The organism is Granulosicoccus sp. 3-233, from assembly GCF_052681095.1.
Window position 1 is genome coordinate 657,946 of the sequence record NZ_JBQYLE010000002.1, and the last position, 19,480, is coordinate 677,425.

Genomic DNA, 19,480 nt, shown 5'->3' on the forward strand with positions numbered 1-19,480 from the left:
TGCCATCCGGTGGAGTCCTTGCCGCGTGAGGCAGCGGCATACCCGCAGCACCTCACAAGGGATGGCGGGTCGGCCTCTAGCGGTAACCGACGGTAGTCAGTTGCTGGTCCTTGATCTCGACTTCACGGTAATTGCCGGCACTCTCTCCGGCGCCGATGAGCTCGACATTGGAGGCACCGACATAGTCGATCTCACCACCGCCCGCCAGGATTTCCAGACCCTTGCCCAGCTCGCCCGGGAAGATCTTTTCACCCGGTGCATTGGCAACATCCATGACTGTGTCCTTGTATTGTTGCGGATCGGTCGAGCCGGCGGCCTGCATGGCCAGCAGGATCAATGCGGCGGCATCGTAGCTTTCAGCGGCAAAGGGTGAGGTGGAATCGAAACCCTCGGCCAGTTCATTGAACATGCCAGCGCCTTCACTGTCGGTGCCTGGCGCCTGACCGAAGGAGCCATTGAGATCCGGACCGATGGCTTCGGGCAGTGCTGTACCGACCATACCGTCCGGCAGTACGAAGGTGTCGAAGGCTCCGGTATCCAGAGAGCTCTGGATCATGCCCTTGCCACCCTGATCGATGTAACCGGCCACCACCAGGATCTCGCCGCCAGCTGCTGCCAGTGCACCCACCTCGGCGGAATAGTCTGCCTTGCCATCTTCGTGTGACGCGTTGATGGTGACCGTACCACCTGCTTCCTCGAAGGCTGCCTGGAAGGAATCAGCCAGTCCCTTGCCGTAGTCGTTGTTGGTGTAGGTCAGTGCCACTTCCTTGAAACCACGATCCATGATGATGTCACTCATCACCACGCCCTGACGGGCATCAGACGGAGCTGTACGGAAGAACAGGCCGTTGTCCTCGACGGTTGACAGCGCTGGAGAGGTGGCTGAAGGCGAGATCATGACCATGCCATTGGGCACAGCCACATTGGTCAGTGCGGCCGTTGTCACACCCGAGCAATCGCCACCGACGACACCGGACACTTTCTCGACCGTGATGAGTCGTTCAATGGCGGCGCTGGCGGCCGCCGCATCGATACAGGTGGTATCGGCACGTACGGCTTGTACGGTCGTGCCCTCGAGCAGTTTTCCGGAAGCACTGACTTCGGCGATTGCCGTTTCAGCGCCGGGTGCCATATTGGCAACCAGTGATTCGAGTGGACCTGTCAGTCCGAGAAAGACCCCGATCTTGATCTCATCTGCCGAGGCAGCACCGGCGGTACCGGCAAGACTTGCAGCTACGGCTGCACTGATGATCAGTCTGTTCATTTTCTGGTACTCCATCATTGAGTGTTTCGACGGCGGGTATCCCGTGAGCGTCAACGGGACTTTGCCATTGGGTCCCGGTTTTCATTCACTGGTCCTGATCGGGATCAAACCATGATGGTCTGGTCTTGTCAGTCATGAAAGCTTTTCCAGGGTGGGGCAAGTATACCCGTGCATCCGGCAAACGGGTCCACTCCGTGAACAATTTGACGCAATGCAAACGGTAATTCACAAAGCGGATCGGTGCAGAAAATGTGAATTACGCGAGACAGTTCACGGCTTGTCGAACCAGCGGTATCAGGCGTCGAAGTAGTCCTCGTGATTCTGCTGCACATAGTCGATGGTGGCGTCCAGTCGCTGCAGATGTTTTTCTGTCTGTCTGCACAACTGCTCGGTATCCCGTTTCAGCAGATTGCTCAGTATCTGGTGATGATCGTCCAGTACCGAACGGGCCGAGCCGGGATCCGTCAGGGACAGCATGCAAAGTCGGTCGACCTTGGCCTTGCACTGATCGATGATCTCGATGGCATCCATGCAATCGGCAGCCTCGCACAGCAGCGCATGAAACTCCCGGTCGAGGCGGTTGAAATCCTTGAACACACCGGAATCCAGGCAGGCAGATTGCCGGTCCAGATTTTCCTGAAATGCCTCATCCAGAGCGCCGTCGTAGCGCGCGCAGGCACGTCGGGCAACTTCGAGTTCGACGGACAGGCGCACGAACCTGGCCTGTCGAATGGTCGACTTCGACATGCGCCGGACAATGGTTGCCTTCTGTGGACGGATCTGTACCAGCTCCAGGTTGTCCAGGCGAATCAGCGCCTCGCGAACCGGCTGGCGCGACACGCTGTATTGCTGGGCCACATTGGCTTCCGACAGTTTGGTGCCTGGCCGCAATCGCAGTTTTTCGATATCGATGCGAAGCTGATCGAACAGTTCGTCTGCCGTGGTCCGACGTACCTGCTTGAGGTCAGTGTCAGAGGTGTTCATTCATACCCCCGATAGGGAAAATTCGAGAAAAGGCCGCCTTGCAGGACATCGGGCAGGAACGGCCAGTGATTGACCTGAATGCTACCATACCAGTATTTCCGGCTCCGTGGAATCGGCAGGGTAGCGGTGCCAGGCGTGCCGATGGTTTCATTGAACTGGTATCCTGCCTGCCAGCGCCGCAGCGCCGACTCACCGAACCTGGCAGACACACCCGAGAGCATGGCATGCCCCCCGAATCAGACATGTTCGCACGATGCACGGCTCGCCAGTGCAGCCTTGTCGAACCGTGCAGAAGCACTGGCATTCGGCAGTGCTTCGGTGGTCAGAAGAGGTATTCCTGATGACAGCCTCAGACGGATTCTGCATGAAGAATGCGATGGGCGACTGGCAGCTGCAACGCTGGCCGATCACGACTGATGCGTCGCTGCAGGCCTGGGATGCTGCCGATAGCCTGCTGCTGACGCATGTCTCGGAACTGCTGGCGCAACGACCGGCAGGATATGCCAATGTGCTGCTGCTCAATGACGCTCACGGTGCGCTGGCCACGAGTCTGCATTCCCTGTCTCCCGTCAGCTGGTCGGATTCCTGTCTGGCGCACCGGGCGGCAGAAGAGAATCTGCGGCGCAATGGCATCGCATCGCCATTGAGAAAACTGGCATCCACGCAGACTCCGGATGGGCCGATCGATCTCGTCCTGATTCGGGTGCCCAAGACCAATGCGCTGCTCGAAGACCAGCTGGCACGTCTGCGGCCCTGTCTCGATGCCGATACGGTCGTTGTGGCAGCCGCCATGGTCAAGCACCTGCAGAAATCGGCATTTGTCTGCATGGAGCAGTACCTGGGCAAGGTGACGACCTCGTTGGCTGTGAAGAAGGCACGTCTGCTGTTCGTGGACATCGACAGGAATCTGCCTGAACGGCGCTCGCCCTATCCGAGTGAATTCACCGATACGGAAACCGGCATGACGCTGCTGAATCACGCCAATGTGTTTTCACGATCACATCTGGATCACGGCGCTCGCTTTCTTCTGTCTCATTATGCCGATCTACCCAAGTCCGTCCAGGTCGTTGATCTGGGATGTGGCAACGGGGTGCTGGGGATCGCCCTGCAGCAGATCATGCCCGATGCTCGGGTGCAGTTCATCGATGAATCCTATTCGGCGGTTGCATCGGCCCGCGACAACCACGAACGATACTTTGCCGGTCGAGCAGTGCAGGCCGATTTTCAGGTTGCCGATGGTCTGGAGAAACGCGCTTCCGGATCGGTGGATCTGGTGCTCTGCAATCCACCGTTCCATCAGCAGCATGTACTTGGCGATCAATTGGCCAGATCCATGTTCGAAGGCAGCAAGCGTTGTCTGCGCCAGGGTGGGGAACTGCGCGTGGTTGCCAACCGGCACCTGGGGTATTCGAGAACGCTCAGGCAGCTGTTCGGCAATTGTCGGGTCGTTGCCTCGAATGACAAGTTCGCGATACTGAAGTCGCTCAAGCGCTGATGCGTCGGGCGCATCGGCTCCAGCCGATGATCATGGCATGTCGGGTAGCGGCGACGGAGTTGACCGCCCCTCGTGCTGCAAACGCCAGATTGCGCAGCACAGATAGTCCGACAATTCGGTGACAAGGGCCTGGTCGCAGAACTCGTCACCGGACAGATCGAGTACGAGAAAGCCGAGGTGGGTGTTGCCGATGCACAGTGGTTCCAGCAACAGTGGTCCGGTGAACCCGGAATGCAGGAAATCCCCGGGTAGCAGATCGGCGCTGCGAAATCTGTCGCTCTGCGTTTCGCTGCGGGTTCCACGCTTGCGCTGGAAGATCACTCTGGCGAATTCGTCGGGCTGCTCACCGACGTTTTCGTAGAGGCACAGAAAGGCGCCTTCGGAGTTGCAATGTTCACTGAGTTCGTCCAGTGCGGCAACCAGTCCACGCTGGCAGGAAACGCGGGTCAGGCTGGCCTTGAACCGTTGCGAGATGTCCTTGTGGCGTTCCTTCCTGACCGATGCTGAACACTCCACATTCCAGATGGTTTCGTGGATCTTGCCGAGGATCACGGCAGCTCTGGATAGTGCGTCCGATGATTGTCCTTCGCTGCCATGCCTCTCCAGATTGGCGGTGATCTGTCTGTGCATGTGGCGCCACCAGTAGGTGTCGGAGGGCTGCAGCTGCATCGCCTTCAAGGCGAGGGCCAGTCGCGAGCCGGTAAAGGGGGTTCCGTTGACCAGCATCGAGACGATGTCGTCAATGATGTCCTCTGCGAGAAGCTCGGCAGGATGTCTGAGGCTGCTCATGCTGTGCAGCAGGGCGGCGCGAAATTTCACTGCGTCAAAGGCATGGGATGCGGCAATCACCGGCTCGGAATCCTCGGGTGATTCGGTAGAGGCGCGTATGATGAGTCTGGCCGGCGGGTGCAGTACCCTGCTGTTGTCGCTGATGTATTCGCCGGACACGATCTGGGAACGCAGACTGGCTGTGACCAGAGCGGACATGCTGTCTTCCGTACAATGAACCGTGGTGATGGGAGTCAGCGAGGAACTCGCTGCCAGCGTGTTGTGGAAACCCGACACGATGACATCTTCCGGCACCCGCAACCCATGGCTGGCGAGAGCGTGTATGGCCGCCTGAGCCATGTCATCGCTGGCTGCGATTACCGCGTCGAATTCGCAAGTGTGTTGCAGCAGTCTCTTCATGGCCTTGTAGGCGTCAGTCGCCTGGAAGTTGCCATTCACAAACAGCTCTTCCACAACCGGTAACTGACGATGGGTCAGCGCATCACGAAAAGCACGTTCCTGTGTGAGGGAACGCGGGTTTTCCGGCGCACCGCGCAGAAAGACGAAACGCTTGCGCCGCGGATCGGCCGTCATGTATTCCATCAGGCGGCCCATCATGGTGTAGTAGTCGATCTGCACGCTGGCAATTCGAGGAACGGAAGAGCCATAGCAGACGACCGGCCGATGTGAGAATTGACGAACGAAGTGTGCCAACGCCCTGGCATTGGCATGCTCGCCTATGGAGGCCGTCAGAATCACGAAGCCAGCCACCGGGAAGTTGCGAACCAGGGGGTAGATGGCGTTGCGTGTGATTTTCTCGTTCTCGTCCCAGTCGGCAGCAGGCTTGAGGGATCCCCCACAGACATAGATGAGATCGAAGCCCGCCTTCGCCAGGTGACGGTTGAGGCAGGCGACGATGGGCTGCTGAAAGCCGGCATGCTGATCACCAAGCATGGCAATGAGGGGCCGCTTGTCGGTTGGCTCGTTTATCGGTTGACTCCTCTCAAACCGTGGCAGTCTGATTCAGTGTGGCTCGTACGGACTTGAGCAGTGTGTCGCCGGTGTAAGGCTTTTGCAAATGTGGGTATTGCTGTCGCAACTTCTCTGCACGGCTGGTACTGCCGGTAACGAACAGCGCGGGAATGTCGTTATCGAGCGCACTGATGCGGTCGTAGGTTTCATAACCATTCAGCCGTGGCATGATCACGTCGAACAGGCATAGATCGATCTTTCCGTGATAGGTGCTCGCGATATTGATGGCGTGCTGACCGTCATTGGCAATCAGGACATGATAGCCGGAGGCTGTCAAAAAGGTGCGCGCAAGATCTCTCAAGGCCACTTCGTCCTCGGTCAACAGGATGGTTTCTCCATTGCCTTTCATGACGGGGAAGGACTGCGAGGGCTCTGCCACCAGTAGTTCAGTCGTCACCGGAAAATCGATGTGTACATGAGTACACTCACCGGGACTGCTGTCGATATGGATATGTGCGGCATGTTTCTTCACGATGCCGTAGACCGTTGTCAGTCCCAGTCCGGTACCTTCGCCAACCGGTTTGGTGGTATAGAAGGGTTCGAAGGCACGGCGCAGGGTGGCCTTGTCCATGCCACAACCGGTATCCGCCACTGTCATGCGAGTGCAGCTGTCGCCTGCTTCGCCACGTCTGGATTTTCCCTGTCGGATCAGGGCATGGCTGCTGATGGTGATGATGCCGCCATCGGCCATGGCATCACGGGCGTTGATGACCAGGTTGAACAGGACCTGCTCGACCATCCTCTTGTCAGCCCGGATGGGGGCAATCTTCAGATCCAGATCGTGCCTGAGCGTGGTGTCGGGGCCGAGCAATCTGGACAGCATGGGGCTTAGCGACATGATGACTTCATTCAGATCCAGGACCGTGTACTCGGTTTTCTGTCCACGGCTGAAGGTCAGCAGCTGGTTGACCAGGTCGCCGGCGGCTTCAGCCGCTTCCTCGACGCGTTTCAGGGATTGCCTCAGCGCATGCGGATCGGATGACTGGGTACCTGCCAGTTCGACATAGCCGAGGATGACTTGCAGATGATTGTTGAAGTCATGAGCGATGCCGGAGGAGAGCTGGCCCAGTGCTTCGAGTCGCTCTGAAGTCTGTATGCCTTTTTCCAGCTTTCTTTCACTGGCATGTCTGAGCTTCATGCAGGCATAGCCCAGGACGATGATACTCAGATTGGACAGATTTCCGTGAACCGGAGAACCCTGGTTCCTGTCGAATGCCAGGACGTCGGGAGCGAAGAGAGTCAGGACGCTATCGATCCATAGCAGGATGAAACCGGTGAGCACCGGCCAGCGATTGCGATTGTTGGAAGCACTGATACTCAAGGTGGCCACACTGATCAGAATCACGGCACTGGCCTTGAGCCACACACTCCCGGCGGTATCTGCAAACTGCAATTGTGGCTCGGGGGCGTGTCGCGCGATCCAGTTCAGGGCAATGATCAGGAAGACCAGCAACAGTGCGGTGCCCGCTTGCCACAGAAAACGTCGAGAGGGACGTGAGACATCGAACAATACATCGAGAAACGCGGCTGCCAATAGCAGGCGCGACATCGTCAGCAGCATGAATTCGAGCAGCGGCCAGTAGACCTGGAAGCGGGAGGTCGGCTCGGTATTGTCCATCAGATAGGCGTTGGTCGAGAACAACAGCACTTCGACCAGCAGGCAGACGAAAAAACTGCCCGGCAACAGAAATTGCCTTCGCAGCAGATTGCCTTTGCGTTGCGACAACGCTTCATGCAGGCACAGGCCGCCCCAGAGGATGATGCCGACGAAGGAGGGCGTCAGATTGCTGTTCAGATTTCCGGGTTCACAACAGGCTTTTCCGAATACGCTGAGTGTGAAGTCGACCGGGTCTACCATCTGCCTCTCTTGCGTGAATTGTCCGAATACGACTGCAATGGCAGCCGTCTTGAGCGATGCCCGGCTTGCCGGGTCGGAAAGAGTCTCTCTATACTGTCTTTCAACAGGTGTTGGCTGCAGCCGGTATCCATTCTCTCGAAATTCTAGCAGTAGTCGCCCATCCTGCGCGGCAGCAGGGTCCGTCGATGGGCATTATACTGCCTGATTCCGCCTGGAATGAAACCTGTCCGATCACACAACCAAGGGGCCATGGATTGTCATGAGCGATTTGCCTGCCAGTATCCGGATAACCGAGGAAGGTCCACGAGAAGGTTTCCAGATAGAGCCACGACCGATCAGTACGGGCAACAAGGTGCGGTTCATACAGGCTCTGGCGAAGACCGGCGTCTCGACGATTCAGGTGTGCTCGTTTGTTTCACCGCGGCGCGTGCCCGGTTGGGCTGATGCCGATGAGGTTGTCAGGGCCTTGTCCCCGGAGGCAGGCGTTCGCTATACCGCGCTATGGTTCAACGCACAGGGAATCGACAGGGCGATAGCGCACCGCGACACGTTGTCCTTGATCGGCACCATCCACACCGTGGCTTCCGAGCCCTTCTGTCAGAGCAATCTGCGACGCAGTCTGGCCGAAAACAGGGCCGCCATGCACCAGCAGTGTGCGGCTCATCGCCGCGCCGGTATTCGTGTGAGCAAGATCAGCGTCATGGCAGCTTTCGGTTGCAACTTTGCCGGTGACCTGACAGTCGATGACGCTCTGAAGGCTGTCGATGACGGGATGCAGATTGCCGTTGACTGTGGCGAACACATCAGTGAAATTGCCCTGGCAGACACCATGGGCTGGGCCAACCCTTTGCAGATACAGCGAGTGGTCTGTGAGGTGCGATCCCGTTGGCCGGATCCCGCCATTCGGCTGCACCTGCATGACACCCGTGGCCTGGGAATCGCCAATGCCTACGCCGGTCTGTGTTGTGGCGTGAACCGTTTCGACAGTACCGTGGGAGGTCTGGGGGGCTGCCCCTTTGCGGTGTCCGGGGCCTCGGCGAGTGCGTCAGCGCGGCAGGGCATGCCGCCGGGCAATATTGCAAGCGAGGAACTGGTATTGCTGGCCCATGAGTGCGGTGTCGAAACCGGGGTGGATCTGGAAGCCCTGATTGACGCGGGTCACCTGGCCGAAGAACTCATCGGCCATGGCTTGCCCGGCGCTGTCTTGCGTGGAGGTAGCCTGGCGCGCTTCCGCAACGCTGCAATTCGAGGCACCAGCGCATGAATCATGCACGCATGCAACAATACAATAGCGGGGGAATGCCACGATGAATTCCGATACCGGACAGAGCACGGCACCACTGGCAGGTTTGCGTGTCCTGGAATTCAGCCACACGATCATGGGGCCCTGTGCCGGTTTGCTGTTTGCAGACCTCGGGGCGGATGTCATCAAGATAGAACCGGTACCGGACGGCGATCGCACGCGGCAGCTGCCCGGCTTTGCCTCCGGATTCTTTGCCACCTTCAACCGCAACAAGCGCAGCCTGGCGGTGGATCTGAAAAATCCGGAAGGTCAGGCAGCCGTTCATGCTCTGGTTGGCAAGGCGGATATCGTTCTGGACAATTATGGCCCAGGCACCATGGAGCGGCTCGGTTGTGGTTGGGAGCAACTTGCTGCTCTCAACCCGACCCTTGTCCATCTGTCCCTGAAAGGGTTTCTGCAGGGGCCCTGGCAGCAGCGACCGGCGCTTGATGAAGTTGTCCAGTTCCAGAGTGGCCTTGCCTACATGACAGGTCCGCCCGGGCAACCCTTGCGTGCCGGTGCTTCCATCGTGGATATCCTCGGTGCCGTATTCGGAGTCACAGGCGTACTGGCGGCACTGCGTGAGCGGGAGAGAACGGGTCGAGGGCAGCGAGTCGGCAGTTCATTGTTCGAATCGGCCGCTTTCATGATGGCATCACATATCGCCGGTGGTGCTGCCACAGGTGATGAGGTGCCACCGATGACCGCGCGCAAGGGCGCATGGGGTGTGTACGATGTCTTTCATGCGCGAGAGGGAGAACCGCTTTTCATCGGGGTAACCAGCGATGCGCAGTGGCGGCGTTTCTGCGACCGGTTCTGTCTGGAGGAGTTGAGCCGCGATGAGCGTTTGGCCACCAATCCGCAGCGTACCCGCGCCAGGGAGTGGTTGCTGCCAATTCTGGTCGATCACCTCGCAGCCTACTCCCACAAGGAACTGGTAGCCGGGTGTCAGGCTGCAGAGGTTTCCTGGGCACCGGTGGGCAAGCCCGAAGAGCTGATCAGCAACGAACAGCTGTTGGCACCGGGTGGACTGCTAGACGTTGCGCTGGCCAGTGCTCGCGAGTCTGTGGCCGAGCAGGTTCTGTTACCTGCCTTGCCACTGGAATTCGGTGACGAACGGCAACGTCCGGGCTTGTATTTGCAGCCTCCCATGCCGGGACAGCACAGTGTGCAGATACTGCGCGAGTCTGGTATGGATGACGCCGCCATAGCGGCGCTGATCAAGACCGGTTGCGTTGTCGACTGCCACGAAGCGGGATGAGTGGCCAGTCCCGGCAGTCGTGAACGCGCTGGTCGAGACTGCGATGCTCAGTCTCTCGGAATCCACACCAGAACGACATCCTCGATACTGATGTCTGCCTTTTCCAGGCCGACGGGAAATGCATCGATCAATGCCGCCTTGTCGGCCCATTCGCTCTGAATTTCGTAAAGATCCTCATGCAGGGTCTCTTCGAGTTCATCGCGATCTTCCAGCAATTCGTTGTAGCGGTTTTCCGCAGTCTTCAGGCGCTCCTCGGCCTTGGCCACCATGCGGCCCTTGCTCTGACTGCGTCGCAGCCCGCCGGTAATGATGGAGCGGGTGCTGCGGCGCCCACCAAGCAGGCCGCCGAGCAGACCACCTGCAATATCGAGAATCTGGGTGCTGCGCTGATCCTGTTTGCGACTGGCTGCATCGAACTGCAGCTCCCGCAGTTTGTCTTCCGATTTCTGGATGGCGTCGTTGACTCGGTCGATCTTGCGCGCCAGGACTTCCCGCAGTCGATTGGCATCCTCGTCCGTCCTGTCGTCGGCGATGCTGCGACAACGACTCTCGAAAGCTTCGCGACTCTCACCGACACGCGAAAATTCGCGCAGTTCGGCGTTGTGGAACAGTTCGATTTCCTCATTGCGGTACAGATGATCCTTGATGGCACTTTGCACCGAGCGAAAGTAGGTCTTGTTCTGGATCTTCGCATCCGGCAACACATAGATGGCCTGCTCCGGAGCGTCGCGTCGCAGGTCCCGATCGTCATAATCCACGAGGAGCGCCTCGTCACAATTGATCCTGCCTTCCAGAGGGGTAAAGACCGCTTCCCATTGCGTTTCATGCCGCAATTTCGAACGCGTGTCGTCGAACAGCATCTGTACTCTGACGGCGATGCCCGCCTGCAGGCGTTTGCCGGTGGCGCTGGCACCGATGGTGTCGGCATAGGGGACTGAGGGGTCGAGGTAACGTACCTGGACCGTGTCTGCAATGCGTGGTGCAATGGCGCTTTCGTTGTCGGCCAGTACTGCAACGTCCGGGGCTGTCTCGCTGTCATTGTTCCCGGGTTCGGCCTGATTCATCATGGCCTTGCGCTGCGTATCACTGGTCAGCTGGCTGATCTGTGCTCGGGTCAGAGGGCCGGCAAGGTAGGACATGGCCCAGCGCGTACTGAATGTCCGAGGGCGGCTGATCCGGGTTGAATGCAGGACGAATTCGCGTTTGTCGAGTTGCGAGATGATGTCTCCGATCACCCGTGTATCCACCGTGCCATCGGATGCAGTCATGCCATCCAGCAGTCTCTGCTTGTCTCGATCGGTTTGCAGACGGCCGATCATCCAGGTGCCGGCATTGGATATGGCCTTGTAGTCGATATCCACCGGGTTCTGCGTGGATAACACAAGGCCAACCCCAAAGGCGCGAGCCTGTTTGAGTATGGTCAGAATCGGCTTCTTGGACGGCGGGGCGCCGACAGGGGGCACATAACCGAATACTTCATCCATGTAGATCAGGGCACGCAGATCGCTGGTGCCGGGTTGCGCGCGCATCCAGGTCACCATTTTCGACAACAACAGCGTCACCACGAACTGGCGTTCTTCCTCGGACAGGTGCGACAGACAGACGATGGCCGCTCGAGGCTTTCCGGAATCGGTATACAACAGGCGTTGGATGTCCAGTTCCGGGCCTTCGCTCCAACTGGCAAAGGCAGGGGAGGCCGCGAGTCCATTGAGTCTCATGGCAAGCTTGACGCGATCTCCCGGGGGAAAGAATGTGTCCAGATCGATCACCCCGAGCTTGCGCATGGGGGGCTGCTGCACGAGCCCGATCAGCATGCCCAGATCCAGGTCCTGTTGCCGCGACCAGTTCCAGTGGATGATGTTGGCAAGCAGGATATGCTCGCGACTGCTCAAGGGGTCGCTGCTGATACCGACCAGGCCCAGCAGTGAGGACACGAAACCATCGATCTCGTCCTGCAGGGTTTCCGTGTCCGTGCCTTCATCCGGCGCATTGAGCGAGCCGATGACGTTCAGCGGAATACCGGCCGTGGAGCCCGGTGTATAGATGGAGAACTCGGCCTTGTCATGCAGGGCGCGAATGCGTTCAGGCTCCAGACCCGCCTTTTGCAGCCCCGATTTCCACAGTTCGGCCTTTTCAACGGCGGCGGTGGCAACATCGTCCCCGGCCTCTGATGCGCTGATCCAGGGTATGAAGTCCGTGGGTAGCAGATTCGGGAATCCCAGCATCAGATTCCCCATATCTCCCTTGGGATCGATGATCAGCGCAGGAGTACCGCCTTGCAGGGCCTCCTCGAGCAATACGATCCCCAGGCCAGTCTTGCCCGAGCCTGTCATGCCCACGATGACACCATGGGTAGTCAGGTCGGAGGCTTCGAGAAACAGAGGCTGGTCATCTGCCTCGCTGGAACCGAGGTAGAAGTGACCTGCAGGTGTCTCCATGGGCATGCTGCTATATCCTCGAGAATGGAATGATCAAGGCTAACTATAGCAATCGTTCGTGAATTGGGTGAGCGCCTTGCTCATCACCAACTGCAGCTTGCAGAAGCAAGAGCACAGATTGCACGGGGCTGATTCGAACCGGGTGGTTGCCCCTCGCTCGACTGCCTCAGCCGGACAGGCGGCTGCGGTTGGCCCGTACGCGGCTGTTTGATGGCCGGGCCACGCGTCGACTGCTGTTGATCACTGCTTCATTGAAGGCCACATGAGGCGCACGGCTCCAGCTCGCACCCAGAGTTTCGAACCAGATGTGCATGGGGGCGTGACAGATGGCGAGCATGGTTTCATTCCAGGCATCGTGTTTCTCGGTCACCATGCGCTGCGACTCGGCCATGGCCTTGGCAGGATCCAGAAGCCACAGCCAGGGCATGGCCGTCATGCGCAGATTGATGACGTCCGGAGCACCCGCTGCGAGTCGCGTCCATGGCTCCAGCACGGAGTGATAGACCGAAAAACAGGAATACGGACTTGCAGTTGGCATGCGAATTTTCAACCCTGAATGGTAGGTTCGCCAGAGTGACGGTACCCGGAGAGTACAGCGAGGCAGAGAGTCTTCGAGCACTGGCCGCAAGGTCAGCGCCTGGTTTCACTATCTCTACATGCAGTATCTTGAATCGACATTCAGGATCAGCACAGCAAGATCATAGGTGATTTTTCTTGCCGAACGCCATACTTGCTGGGCAATCAGCCCACGATTCGTCCAGAAACAGGACGAATCACTGTAGTATTTAACATGCTTACGATTTAATCGACGAGAATGACGGCATGATAATGCCGTTACTGTCGGATTCGATGAAATGCTAAGCTACGGTCCGGTAGCATGTTGACCGCATGTGATTCTCGGCCTGGTACGCTCCGCTATCCGAAGGCCGTCACTCCCTACATTCACAGGAAGCCATGATCGAACTCTACACATGGGGTACACCCAACGGGCGCAAGATCTCCATCGCACTGGAAGAGATGGGACTGGACTACGCGGTTCATCCGATCAACATCGGCAAGGATGATCAATTTGCTGCCGAGTTTCTCGCGATCAGTCCGAACAACAAGATTCCGGCCATTCGGGATGGCGAAACCAGTGTGTTCGAATCCGGAGCGATCCTGATGTATCTGGCCAGGAAATCCGGGCGGTTTCTGGGACCGGAAGGCTCTGCGCAATACTGGCGAACGCTGGAATGGTTGATGTGGCAAATGGGTGGCTTCGGACCGATGCTGGGACAGGCCCATCACTTCCTGCGTTTCAATGCCGGCGTGTCAGAGTATGCGGAGAATCGCTATTTCACGGAGGCTCAACGTCTCTATGGTGTGCTCGACCGGCAACTGGAAACCAACCGCTATGTCGCGGGTGATGAGCTCAGCATCGCGGACATGGCCATCTGGCCGTGGGCTTCACGGTTCGAATTCCAGCGCATCGACCTGAATGACTACTCACACGTCAGGCGCTGGTATCTGGAACTGGCAGAACGTCCCGGATTTCAGCGAGGTTACGCTCAACCGACTACGGATCAGGCCATTCCAATGCCGTGAAGCGGCGTGCAGGGAAGCTCGCTACCGTGAGTGCAGGAACCTGCCGGCATCACCCGGAAAGCCGGGTGCCGGTCATGTGCCGAAGCGCCGCTCAGAACCAGCCAGCGATGTAGCCGATCACACCGGCGGACGCTGCCAACAGCAGCAAGCCCGGCCAGAATTTCTGAAAATGTGTATCAGGCAGCGTTTGCCTGTCAGGCCAGCGCATCCAGCCGGTAATCATTGGTCCGATCAGGTTCGTACGCGCGTAGAGCAGGTAGGCAAATACCATGAATACATGCACGGCAATGACGATCTGGATCAGCTGCGCATTCAGATGATGAATCCGATAGGCCAGGGCGGTCGAGGAGTTCGAGAGCGTACCGTACAAGGCACCTTCGAGGAATTCGTCTTCATCGGCAATGAAGAACCCGGTAACGGCCTGGACCGTCAGGATGAGCAGCATGGCAAGCACCGCCCAGCTACCGGCGGCGTTATGGCCACGCTCGCTGTGTGACTCTCGGCGCAACAGCTTGCCGAGGTGCTGCAGACCGGCGACAGGGCTTTGAAACAACGCCTGAATCCGGGCATTGCTGCTGCCGAGAATACCCCACAGAATGCGAAAGACGATCAGCATCAGTACCAGCTCACCTGCCGTTCGGTGCCAGTCGAAGAACTGCCAGCCCGTCTCGCCACTGATCAACAGAAATCCGACGCTGACGACCAGACTCCAGTGGAAGAGTCTGATCCAGATATCCCATACCCTGACCTTGCGATAATCGGTATCCATGAGCGAGTCTGCGTCGGATTTCGGTTTTATGGCCTTGGCAACATTGTGATCGGCAATTACTTCGATTTGGCTCGAAAGTCGTCGTGGCAGCCCTTGCAGGAGGCACCCACATCGCCGATGGCGCCTTGCAGTTCACCGAGGCCACTACCGGCAACCGGCACCAGAGCTGCCACGGCGTCCGACAGGGCAGCGGCCTTTTCGGTAATGGCAGGGTAGGTCTCCCAGATTTCCGGCTTGGCCCGAGTGGCCATGTTGCCGTCGGTTTCGTTATCCGACCCCGCGGGCCAGAACTGGCTTTGTCCCAGATTGGCAGCAGCGCTGAGGTTGTTGGCGGCTTCGCTTGCGATGTCGGCGTCGTAGGGGATCTTTTCCTTGGCCATGTCGCTCAAAATGCCGACATTGAAGCTGTAGAGCTGGAACATGCCCTGACGCGCCTTGATGGCATTGTCGTAGGGGCCATCTTCCGCAAGGCTGAAGGTGCTGGAGGCAATCAGTACGCAGCAGGTGCAGGCAGTTGCCAGTGCCAGTTTCTTGTTCATCATGTTTCTGCTTCTTCCTCGATGGTTGCTCGTTGGGCGAGAATGTTCGGATAGAATGTCAGGAAAACCGATTCTGCTGTAAGACACTAGCAAACTATATCTGTTCGTATGTATCGGCGATGTAACTTTTTTGCGACGTGAATCGATTGGGCAAGGCCGTTGCGCGGTCGCTCTGTCAGGCTGAGCAGAGGGCGCGTCAGCATCACTCTGTCGTCGCGTTCGTTCAGTGGCATTCCTGCCAACCGATGGAGAATACAACACATGAATGACAGACCCCTGGTCACGGCCGGATGGCTGCATGATCATCTGCACGACGAAACTGTCCGAATCATCGACACATCCTGGCACATGCCGGCCAGCGGGCGTGATTCCCGTGCGGAACATGAACGGCAGCATGTGCCAGGTGCGGTCTTTTTCGATCTGGATCAGCACTCGAGTCCGTCGCAGCTGCCCCACATGATGCCCGGTGCCGAGCAGTTCAGCCGCGTCATGAGTCAGCTTGGCATCTCGGAGTCTCACTGCATCGTCGTCTACGATTCACTCGGTCTGTTCTCGGCGGCCAGGCTCTGGTGGATGCTGCGTCATTTTGGCGCCAGGCAGGTTTTCGTGCTCGATGGTGGCTTGCCGGCCTGGCTTCAGGCGGGTTTTCCGCTGGAGTCTGGCGTACCGGAACCTGAGCCTGCCCACTTCTCGATCGGACAGGCGGCCTTTGCTGTCGCATCGTCAACGGATGTGCTCAAGGCGTCGCAGACTGGCGAGTCGCTGGTGCTCGATGCGCGTTCCGAGGCGCGTTTTCTCGGAGAAGAGAAAGAGGTCAGGCCGGGCTTGCGTAGCGGGCATGTGCCTGGCAGCGTGAGCATGCCTTTCACCGATCTGCTGGATAACGGTTTTCTGAAGCCGAACGAACAGTTGCGGACAATACTGACCAGTCGGGGAGTCTCGTCGGAGCGTGCCGTGATCACCACCTGTGGTTCAGGGGTCACGGCTGCAATCATCAGTTTGGCACTGGAGTGTATCGGTGTGTCGGACGTGGCACTGTACGACGGTTCCTGGACCGAATGGGGCGCGCTGGAAGACATGCCGGTTGCCTCTGGCTGACAGGGCGGCTGTCAAGGTGAAGGGGCTTGATTGTCCGCGCGTCGCTGGCGCCACTGTTGCACCCATGGCAGTTGTGACAGAAGAATGCCGAGGAACGCCATGCTCAGAACGAAGCTGATGGGGTGCGAGACAAAGTTCCACAGGAAGGTGCTGATGTCTCCACGGGCACCCAGCATGGCTCGCCGGTAGTTGGAATCCATCATCGGCCCGAGAATGACGCCGAGAATCACGGGTCCCACCTGAAATCCGTAAATCTTCATGAAGTAACCGACGAGACCGAACAGCAGCATCCAGTAGACATGTGTCACGTTGTTCTGGATGGCGTAGGTGCCCACCGCGGACAGGACGATGATCAGTGGAATCATCACGGCCTTCGGACACTCCACGATACGGGTGAATATGCGTACACCGGTCAGTCCGAACAGCAACAGGAAGACGTTCGCCAGCGTCAGGGAGCCGACGATGAACCAGAACAGATGTGGTGTCTCCACCAGCAGCAGGGGGCCGGGTTTCAGTCCATGGATGAACAGTGCGCCGATGATCACCGCTGTCACGGCATCACCGGGAATGCCGAGGGTCAGCATGGGAATATGCGCACCGCCGACGGCAGCGTTGTTGGCGCTTTCCGGAGCAACCAACCCTTCCGTGGCACCCTTGCCGAACGGCACCTGCGGACGCAGTGTGGAACGTTTGGCATGGTCGTAGGCCAGCAGGGCGGCGATATCACCACCGGTACCCGGCAATGCGCCGATGACCGTACCGATGCCCGAACTGCGCAGGGCGAGCCAGAAGTAGCGTTTGACACTGGACCAGGCGGGCAGGATACGGCCGATTCTCTGGCGCACGACAGGCAGATCGAGCTGGCGCAATTGCACCAGCGCCTCGGACACGCCAAAGAAGCCGATCATGGCGGCAATATAGGGAATGCCGCCCATCAGCGTCACGCTGCCGAAGGTAAAGCGGCCTTCGGCCGTCATGGGATCCAGACCGACCATGCTGATCAGTACTCCCAGAGCGCCGGCAAAAGCACCCTTGGCAAAACTCTCCCCCGACAGGGTGCCTACCAGCGTGATGCCGATAAGGCCCAGCAGCAGATAGTCGCGTGAGTTGAACATCAGGGCAATATCGGAAATCAGTGGTGCGAACAGCGCCAGAGCCAGAATACCGATGAAGCCGCCGAAGACACTCATCAGGGTGGTCAGGCCGATGGCCTCTCCGGCCTTGCCTTGCTGCGCCATCGGATAGCCATCCAGAGCGCTGGCAATGGCGCTTGGTGCCCCCGGAATATTGAGCAGAATGGCGGTGCGAGAGCCGCCGTAGACTCCGCCGATGAATACCCCGCTGATCAGCGCCAGTGCTTCATTGACTTCCCACTTGAAGGTGAAGGAAATCAGGATGGAAGTGGCCATGGTGACCGACAAGCCGGGAATGGCGCCCACATAGATGCCGGAAAACGTCCCGGCAGCGGTCAGGAACAACAGCCAGGGATCCAGCCAGGCGATCGCGAAATACCCCAGAGCGTCCTGCATCAGAGGAACAGACCCGGGATGACACCGGTTGGCAGAATCACCTGAAAGACCACACGAAACAGTAGATGTATGACAAGGAGTGACAACAGGCTGGTCACCAGTGACAGCCAGAATGGCCTCTTCCACAGGTAGCAGAAGCTGGCCAGCAGAAACAGCCCGGAGTCCAGCAGAAATCCCAGGGTTGGCATGGCCAGTACGTACAGAACCAGCAAGCCTGCCATGAGCACCACACGCACAGGCAGAACCTGCATGACGGTGTTGTTGTCAGATGAGCTGCCGGCAGCTGGCTCAGTGGCAGCACTTGTCGCTGTCTTGCCGCGCAAGGCGCACAGGCCGGACACCAGCATGACCCCTGCTGCCAGCATCGGGAAGACACCGGGCGATGACAGCTTCGAGAAGCCGGCAATGAGCCATGCCTGCCAGAGCGCAGCGCTGCTGAAGACGATCAGCACCACGATGAACAGCCGTTCACCGCGCCTGGGTTGTGAGGAAGGAGGTTGGTGAGACACGAAGAATGATCAGCGCCTGCAGGCGAATCTGCCGATACCGGTTGGCCTCGAGACGTTCAGGGGCGTTCAATTCCGAGACTTTCCGGACTCACCTTCGCAGCCCCGGTATCCTGCAAGACCCAGGCAGTCACCTGCTGCCAGTGTTGCAGAAACGCCGTGGCTTCGGCACCACTGAGGTCCATCAGAATATTGCCGGCATTGGTCATGAAGGTCTGGTACTGCTCGTCCTGCGACGCCTGCTCGAATGCACTGACCAGCGTTGCCTTGATGTCGTCGGAGACATCCTGACGCACGAAAACGCCGTAGAACGGTCCCCAGGGCAGGTATCGAGCCATATCGGGCAGCGCGTCGGTGATGGCAGGGATGCCCGGCAGTGAGTCCATGGGTGCGTCGTTGACCACAGCCAGCGCGCGAACGGTTCCGGCCTTGATCTGTTCGGCCGCGGCGGAAATGCCCGCTGGCATGAAATCCACTTCCTTGCCCAGCATGGCCGTCAGGCCGGGACCCTCACCACCAAAAGGAATGGGTGTCACGTCGAAATCGGCGGAGTTGGCAATCAGGGCAGCAACCGTACTCGGCAGTCCGCCCGGACCTGTGGAGCCCATCAGCACCTGACCTGGATTGGCCTTGATATCTGCCAGAAGCTCTTCCATGGTCTGGTATGTCGAATCGGCAGGAACCGTGATCACCGCGACTCCACGGCCCAGAATGCGGACGGGGTAGAAAGACGAGTAATCCAGATCGGCGACACCCATGACCGGGTGCAGTTGCGGATTCTCGGCTCCATAGAGAAAGGTATATCCGTCGGCAGGTGCGGTGTTGACGAAGGCGGTGGAGATGGCGCCCGCACCGCCAGCCTTGTTGAGTACCACAATGGGCTTGCCAAGGGCTTCTTCAGCGGCAGGATTGATGGCTCGGGCCACGGTATCCGTCGCGCCTCCGGCTCCCCACATCACCACACCCAGTACTTCGCGCTCCGGATAATCCTCAGCCTGTATCGTGGTACTGGCGAAAATGAGGGTCGTGGCAAGGCAGGCAAGAAATTTCTTGATCATGTCGAGGCAGTCTTG

17 protein-coding genes are annotated in these 19,480 nt (G+C 58.6%); 5 read left to right on the top strand and 12 right to left on the bottom strand.

Annotated elements, in window-relative coordinates; all coding sequences use genetic code 11:
- Positions 1 to 76 precede the first annotated feature (76 nt).
- The 3 genes from ACUNV4_RS07750 to ACUNV4_RS07760 all read right to left on the bottom strand — a co-directional run bounded on the left by ACUNV4_RS07750 (position 77) and on the right by ACUNV4_RS07760 (position 2,469).
- Positions 77 to 1,264, bottom strand: a complete 1,188-nt coding sequence (locus tag ACUNV4_RS07750; RefSeq protein WP_430877937.1) for an ABC transporter substrate-binding protein — start codon at positions 1,262 to 1,264, stop codon at positions 77 to 79.
- A 294-nt stretch (positions 1,265 to 1,558) separates the two neighbouring features.
- A complete protein-coding gene (locus ACUNV4_RS07755) occupies positions 1,559 to 2,248 on the bottom strand; it encodes a GntR family transcriptional regulator (RefSeq protein WP_430877938.1) in 690 nt (229 codons plus the stop codon).
- Entirely contained in the window at positions 2,245 to 2,469 is a 225-nt protein-coding gene (locus tag ACUNV4_RS07760) for a hypothetical protein (RefSeq protein WP_430877939.1), read from the bottom strand. The genes ACUNV4_RS07755 and ACUNV4_RS07760 overlap by 4 nt, the downstream gene beginning before the upstream one ends.
- Positions 2,470 to 2,588: 119 nt before the next feature.
- Here ACUNV4_RS07760 and ACUNV4_RS07765 point away from each other — a divergent pair, with 119 nt between their 5' ends.
- Positions 2,589 to 3,743: a methyltransferase gene (locus tag ACUNV4_RS07765; RefSeq protein WP_430877940.1), complete on the top strand. Its 1,155-nt coding sequence runs from the start codon at positions 2,589 to 2,591 to the stop codon at positions 3,741 to 3,743.
- A gap of 30 nt (positions 3,744 to 3,773) precedes the next feature.
- Here ACUNV4_RS07765 and ACUNV4_RS07770 read toward each other — a convergent pair whose 3' ends face one another.
- A complete protein-coding gene (locus ACUNV4_RS07770; RefSeq protein ID WP_430877941.1) occupies positions 3,774 to 5,465 on the bottom strand; it encodes a LacI family DNA-binding transcriptional regulator in 1,692 nt (563 codons plus the stop codon).
- A gap of 49 nt (positions 5,466 to 5,514) precedes the next feature.
- Positions 5,515 to 7,401, bottom strand: coding sequence for an ATP-binding protein (locus ACUNV4_RS07775; protein WP_430877942.1), 1,887 nt, complete (start codon positions 7,399 to 7,401; stop codon positions 5,515 to 5,517).
- Between the two features lie 259 nt (positions 7,402 to 7,660).
- On the opposite strand from ACUNV4_RS07775, the gene ACUNV4_RS07780 reads away from it, so the two are divergent.
- Together ACUNV4_RS07780 and ACUNV4_RS07785 are read left to right on the top strand one after the other, a co-directional pair.
- The gene (locus ACUNV4_RS07780) at positions 7,661 to 8,665 is read left to right on the top strand and encodes a hydroxymethylglutaryl-CoA lyase (RefSeq protein ID WP_430877943.1); all 1,005 of its coding nucleotides are present in this window, start codon (positions 7,661 to 7,663) and stop codon (positions 8,663 to 8,665) included.
- A 43-nt stretch (positions 8,666 to 8,708) separates the two neighbouring features.
- Complete coding sequence (locus ACUNV4_RS07785; RefSeq protein ID WP_430877944.1) at positions 8,709 to 9,944, top strand: CaiB/BaiF CoA transferase family protein; 1,236 nt, start codon at positions 8,709 to 8,711, stop codon at positions 9,942 to 9,944.
- Positions 9,945 to 9,991: 47 nt separating this feature from the next.
- Here the strand turns inward: ACUNV4_RS07785 and ACUNV4_RS07790 are convergent, their stop codons facing one another.
- Together ACUNV4_RS07790 and ACUNV4_RS07795 are read right to left on the bottom strand one after the other, a co-directional pair.
- Positions 9,992 to 12,388, bottom strand: coding sequence for an ATP-binding protein (locus ACUNV4_RS07790; protein WP_430877945.1), 2,397 nt, complete (start codon positions 12,386 to 12,388; stop codon positions 9,992 to 9,994).
- A gap of 160 nt (positions 12,389 to 12,548) precedes the next feature.
- On the bottom strand, positions 12,549 to 12,920 hold the full coding sequence (locus tag ACUNV4_RS07795; protein WP_430877946.1) for a hypothetical protein: 372 nt from the start codon (positions 12,918 to 12,920) through the stop codon (positions 12,549 to 12,551).
- A 416-nt stretch (positions 12,921 to 13,336) separates the two neighbouring features.
- On the opposite strand from ACUNV4_RS07795, the gene ACUNV4_RS07800 reads away from it, so the two are divergent.
- Positions 13,337 to 13,966, top strand: a complete 630-nt coding sequence (locus ACUNV4_RS07800) for a glutathione S-transferase N-terminal domain-containing protein (protein WP_430877947.1) — start codon at positions 13,337 to 13,339, stop codon at positions 13,964 to 13,966.
- A gap of 91 nt (positions 13,967 to 14,057) precedes the next feature.
- Here the strand turns inward: ACUNV4_RS07800 and ACUNV4_RS07805 are convergent, their stop codons facing one another.
- Both ACUNV4_RS07805 and ACUNV4_RS07810 read right to left on the bottom strand, forming a co-directional pair.
- Positions 14,058 to 14,735: a cytochrome b/b6 domain-containing protein gene (locus ACUNV4_RS07805; RefSeq protein ID WP_430877948.1), complete on the bottom strand. Its 678-nt coding sequence runs from the start codon at positions 14,733 to 14,735 to the stop codon at positions 14,058 to 14,060.
- Positions 14,736 to 14,791: 56 nt separating this feature from the next.
- Positions 14,792 to 15,277 carry a c-type cytochrome gene (locus tag ACUNV4_RS07810; protein WP_430877949.1) on the bottom strand — a complete coding sequence of 162 codons (486 nt, stop codon included), beginning with the start codon at positions 15,275 to 15,277 and terminating at the stop codon, positions 14,792 to 14,794.
- 258 nt (positions 15,278 to 15,535) lie between these two features.
- Here ACUNV4_RS07810 and sseA point away from each other — a divergent pair, with 258 nt between their 5' ends.
- Positions 15,536 to 16,372 (top strand): 3-mercaptopyruvate sulfurtransferase, encoded by an 837-nt coding sequence (sseA, locus tag ACUNV4_RS07815; protein WP_430877950.1) that lies wholly within the window; start codon positions 15,536 to 15,538, stop codon positions 16,370 to 16,372.
- An 11-nt stretch (positions 16,373 to 16,383) separates the two neighbouring features.
- Here the strand turns inward: sseA and ACUNV4_RS07820 are convergent, their stop codons facing one another.
- Genes ACUNV4_RS07820 through ACUNV4_RS07830 form a run of 3 tightly spaced genes read right to left on the bottom strand, consistent with a single transcriptional unit; the run spans position 16,384 to position 19,465 of the window.
- Entirely contained in the window at positions 16,384 to 17,901 is a 1,518-nt protein-coding gene (locus ACUNV4_RS07820; protein ID WP_430877951.1) for a tripartite tricarboxylate transporter permease, read from the bottom strand.
- Positions 17,901 to 18,410 carry a tripartite tricarboxylate transporter TctB family protein gene (locus tag ACUNV4_RS07825; RefSeq protein WP_430877952.1) on the bottom strand — a complete coding sequence of 170 codons (510 nt, stop codon included), beginning with the start codon at positions 18,408 to 18,410 and terminating at the stop codon, positions 17,901 to 17,903. Before ACUNV4_RS07825 ends, ACUNV4_RS07820 begins: the two co-directional genes overlap by 1 nt.
- Positions 18,411 to 18,466: 56 nt before the next feature.
- On the bottom strand, positions 18,467 to 19,465 hold the full coding sequence (locus ACUNV4_RS07830; protein ID WP_430877953.1) for a tripartite tricarboxylate transporter substrate binding protein: 999 nt from the start codon (positions 19,463 to 19,465) through the stop codon (positions 18,467 to 18,469).
- Positions 19,466 to 19,480 lie beyond the last annotated feature (15 nt).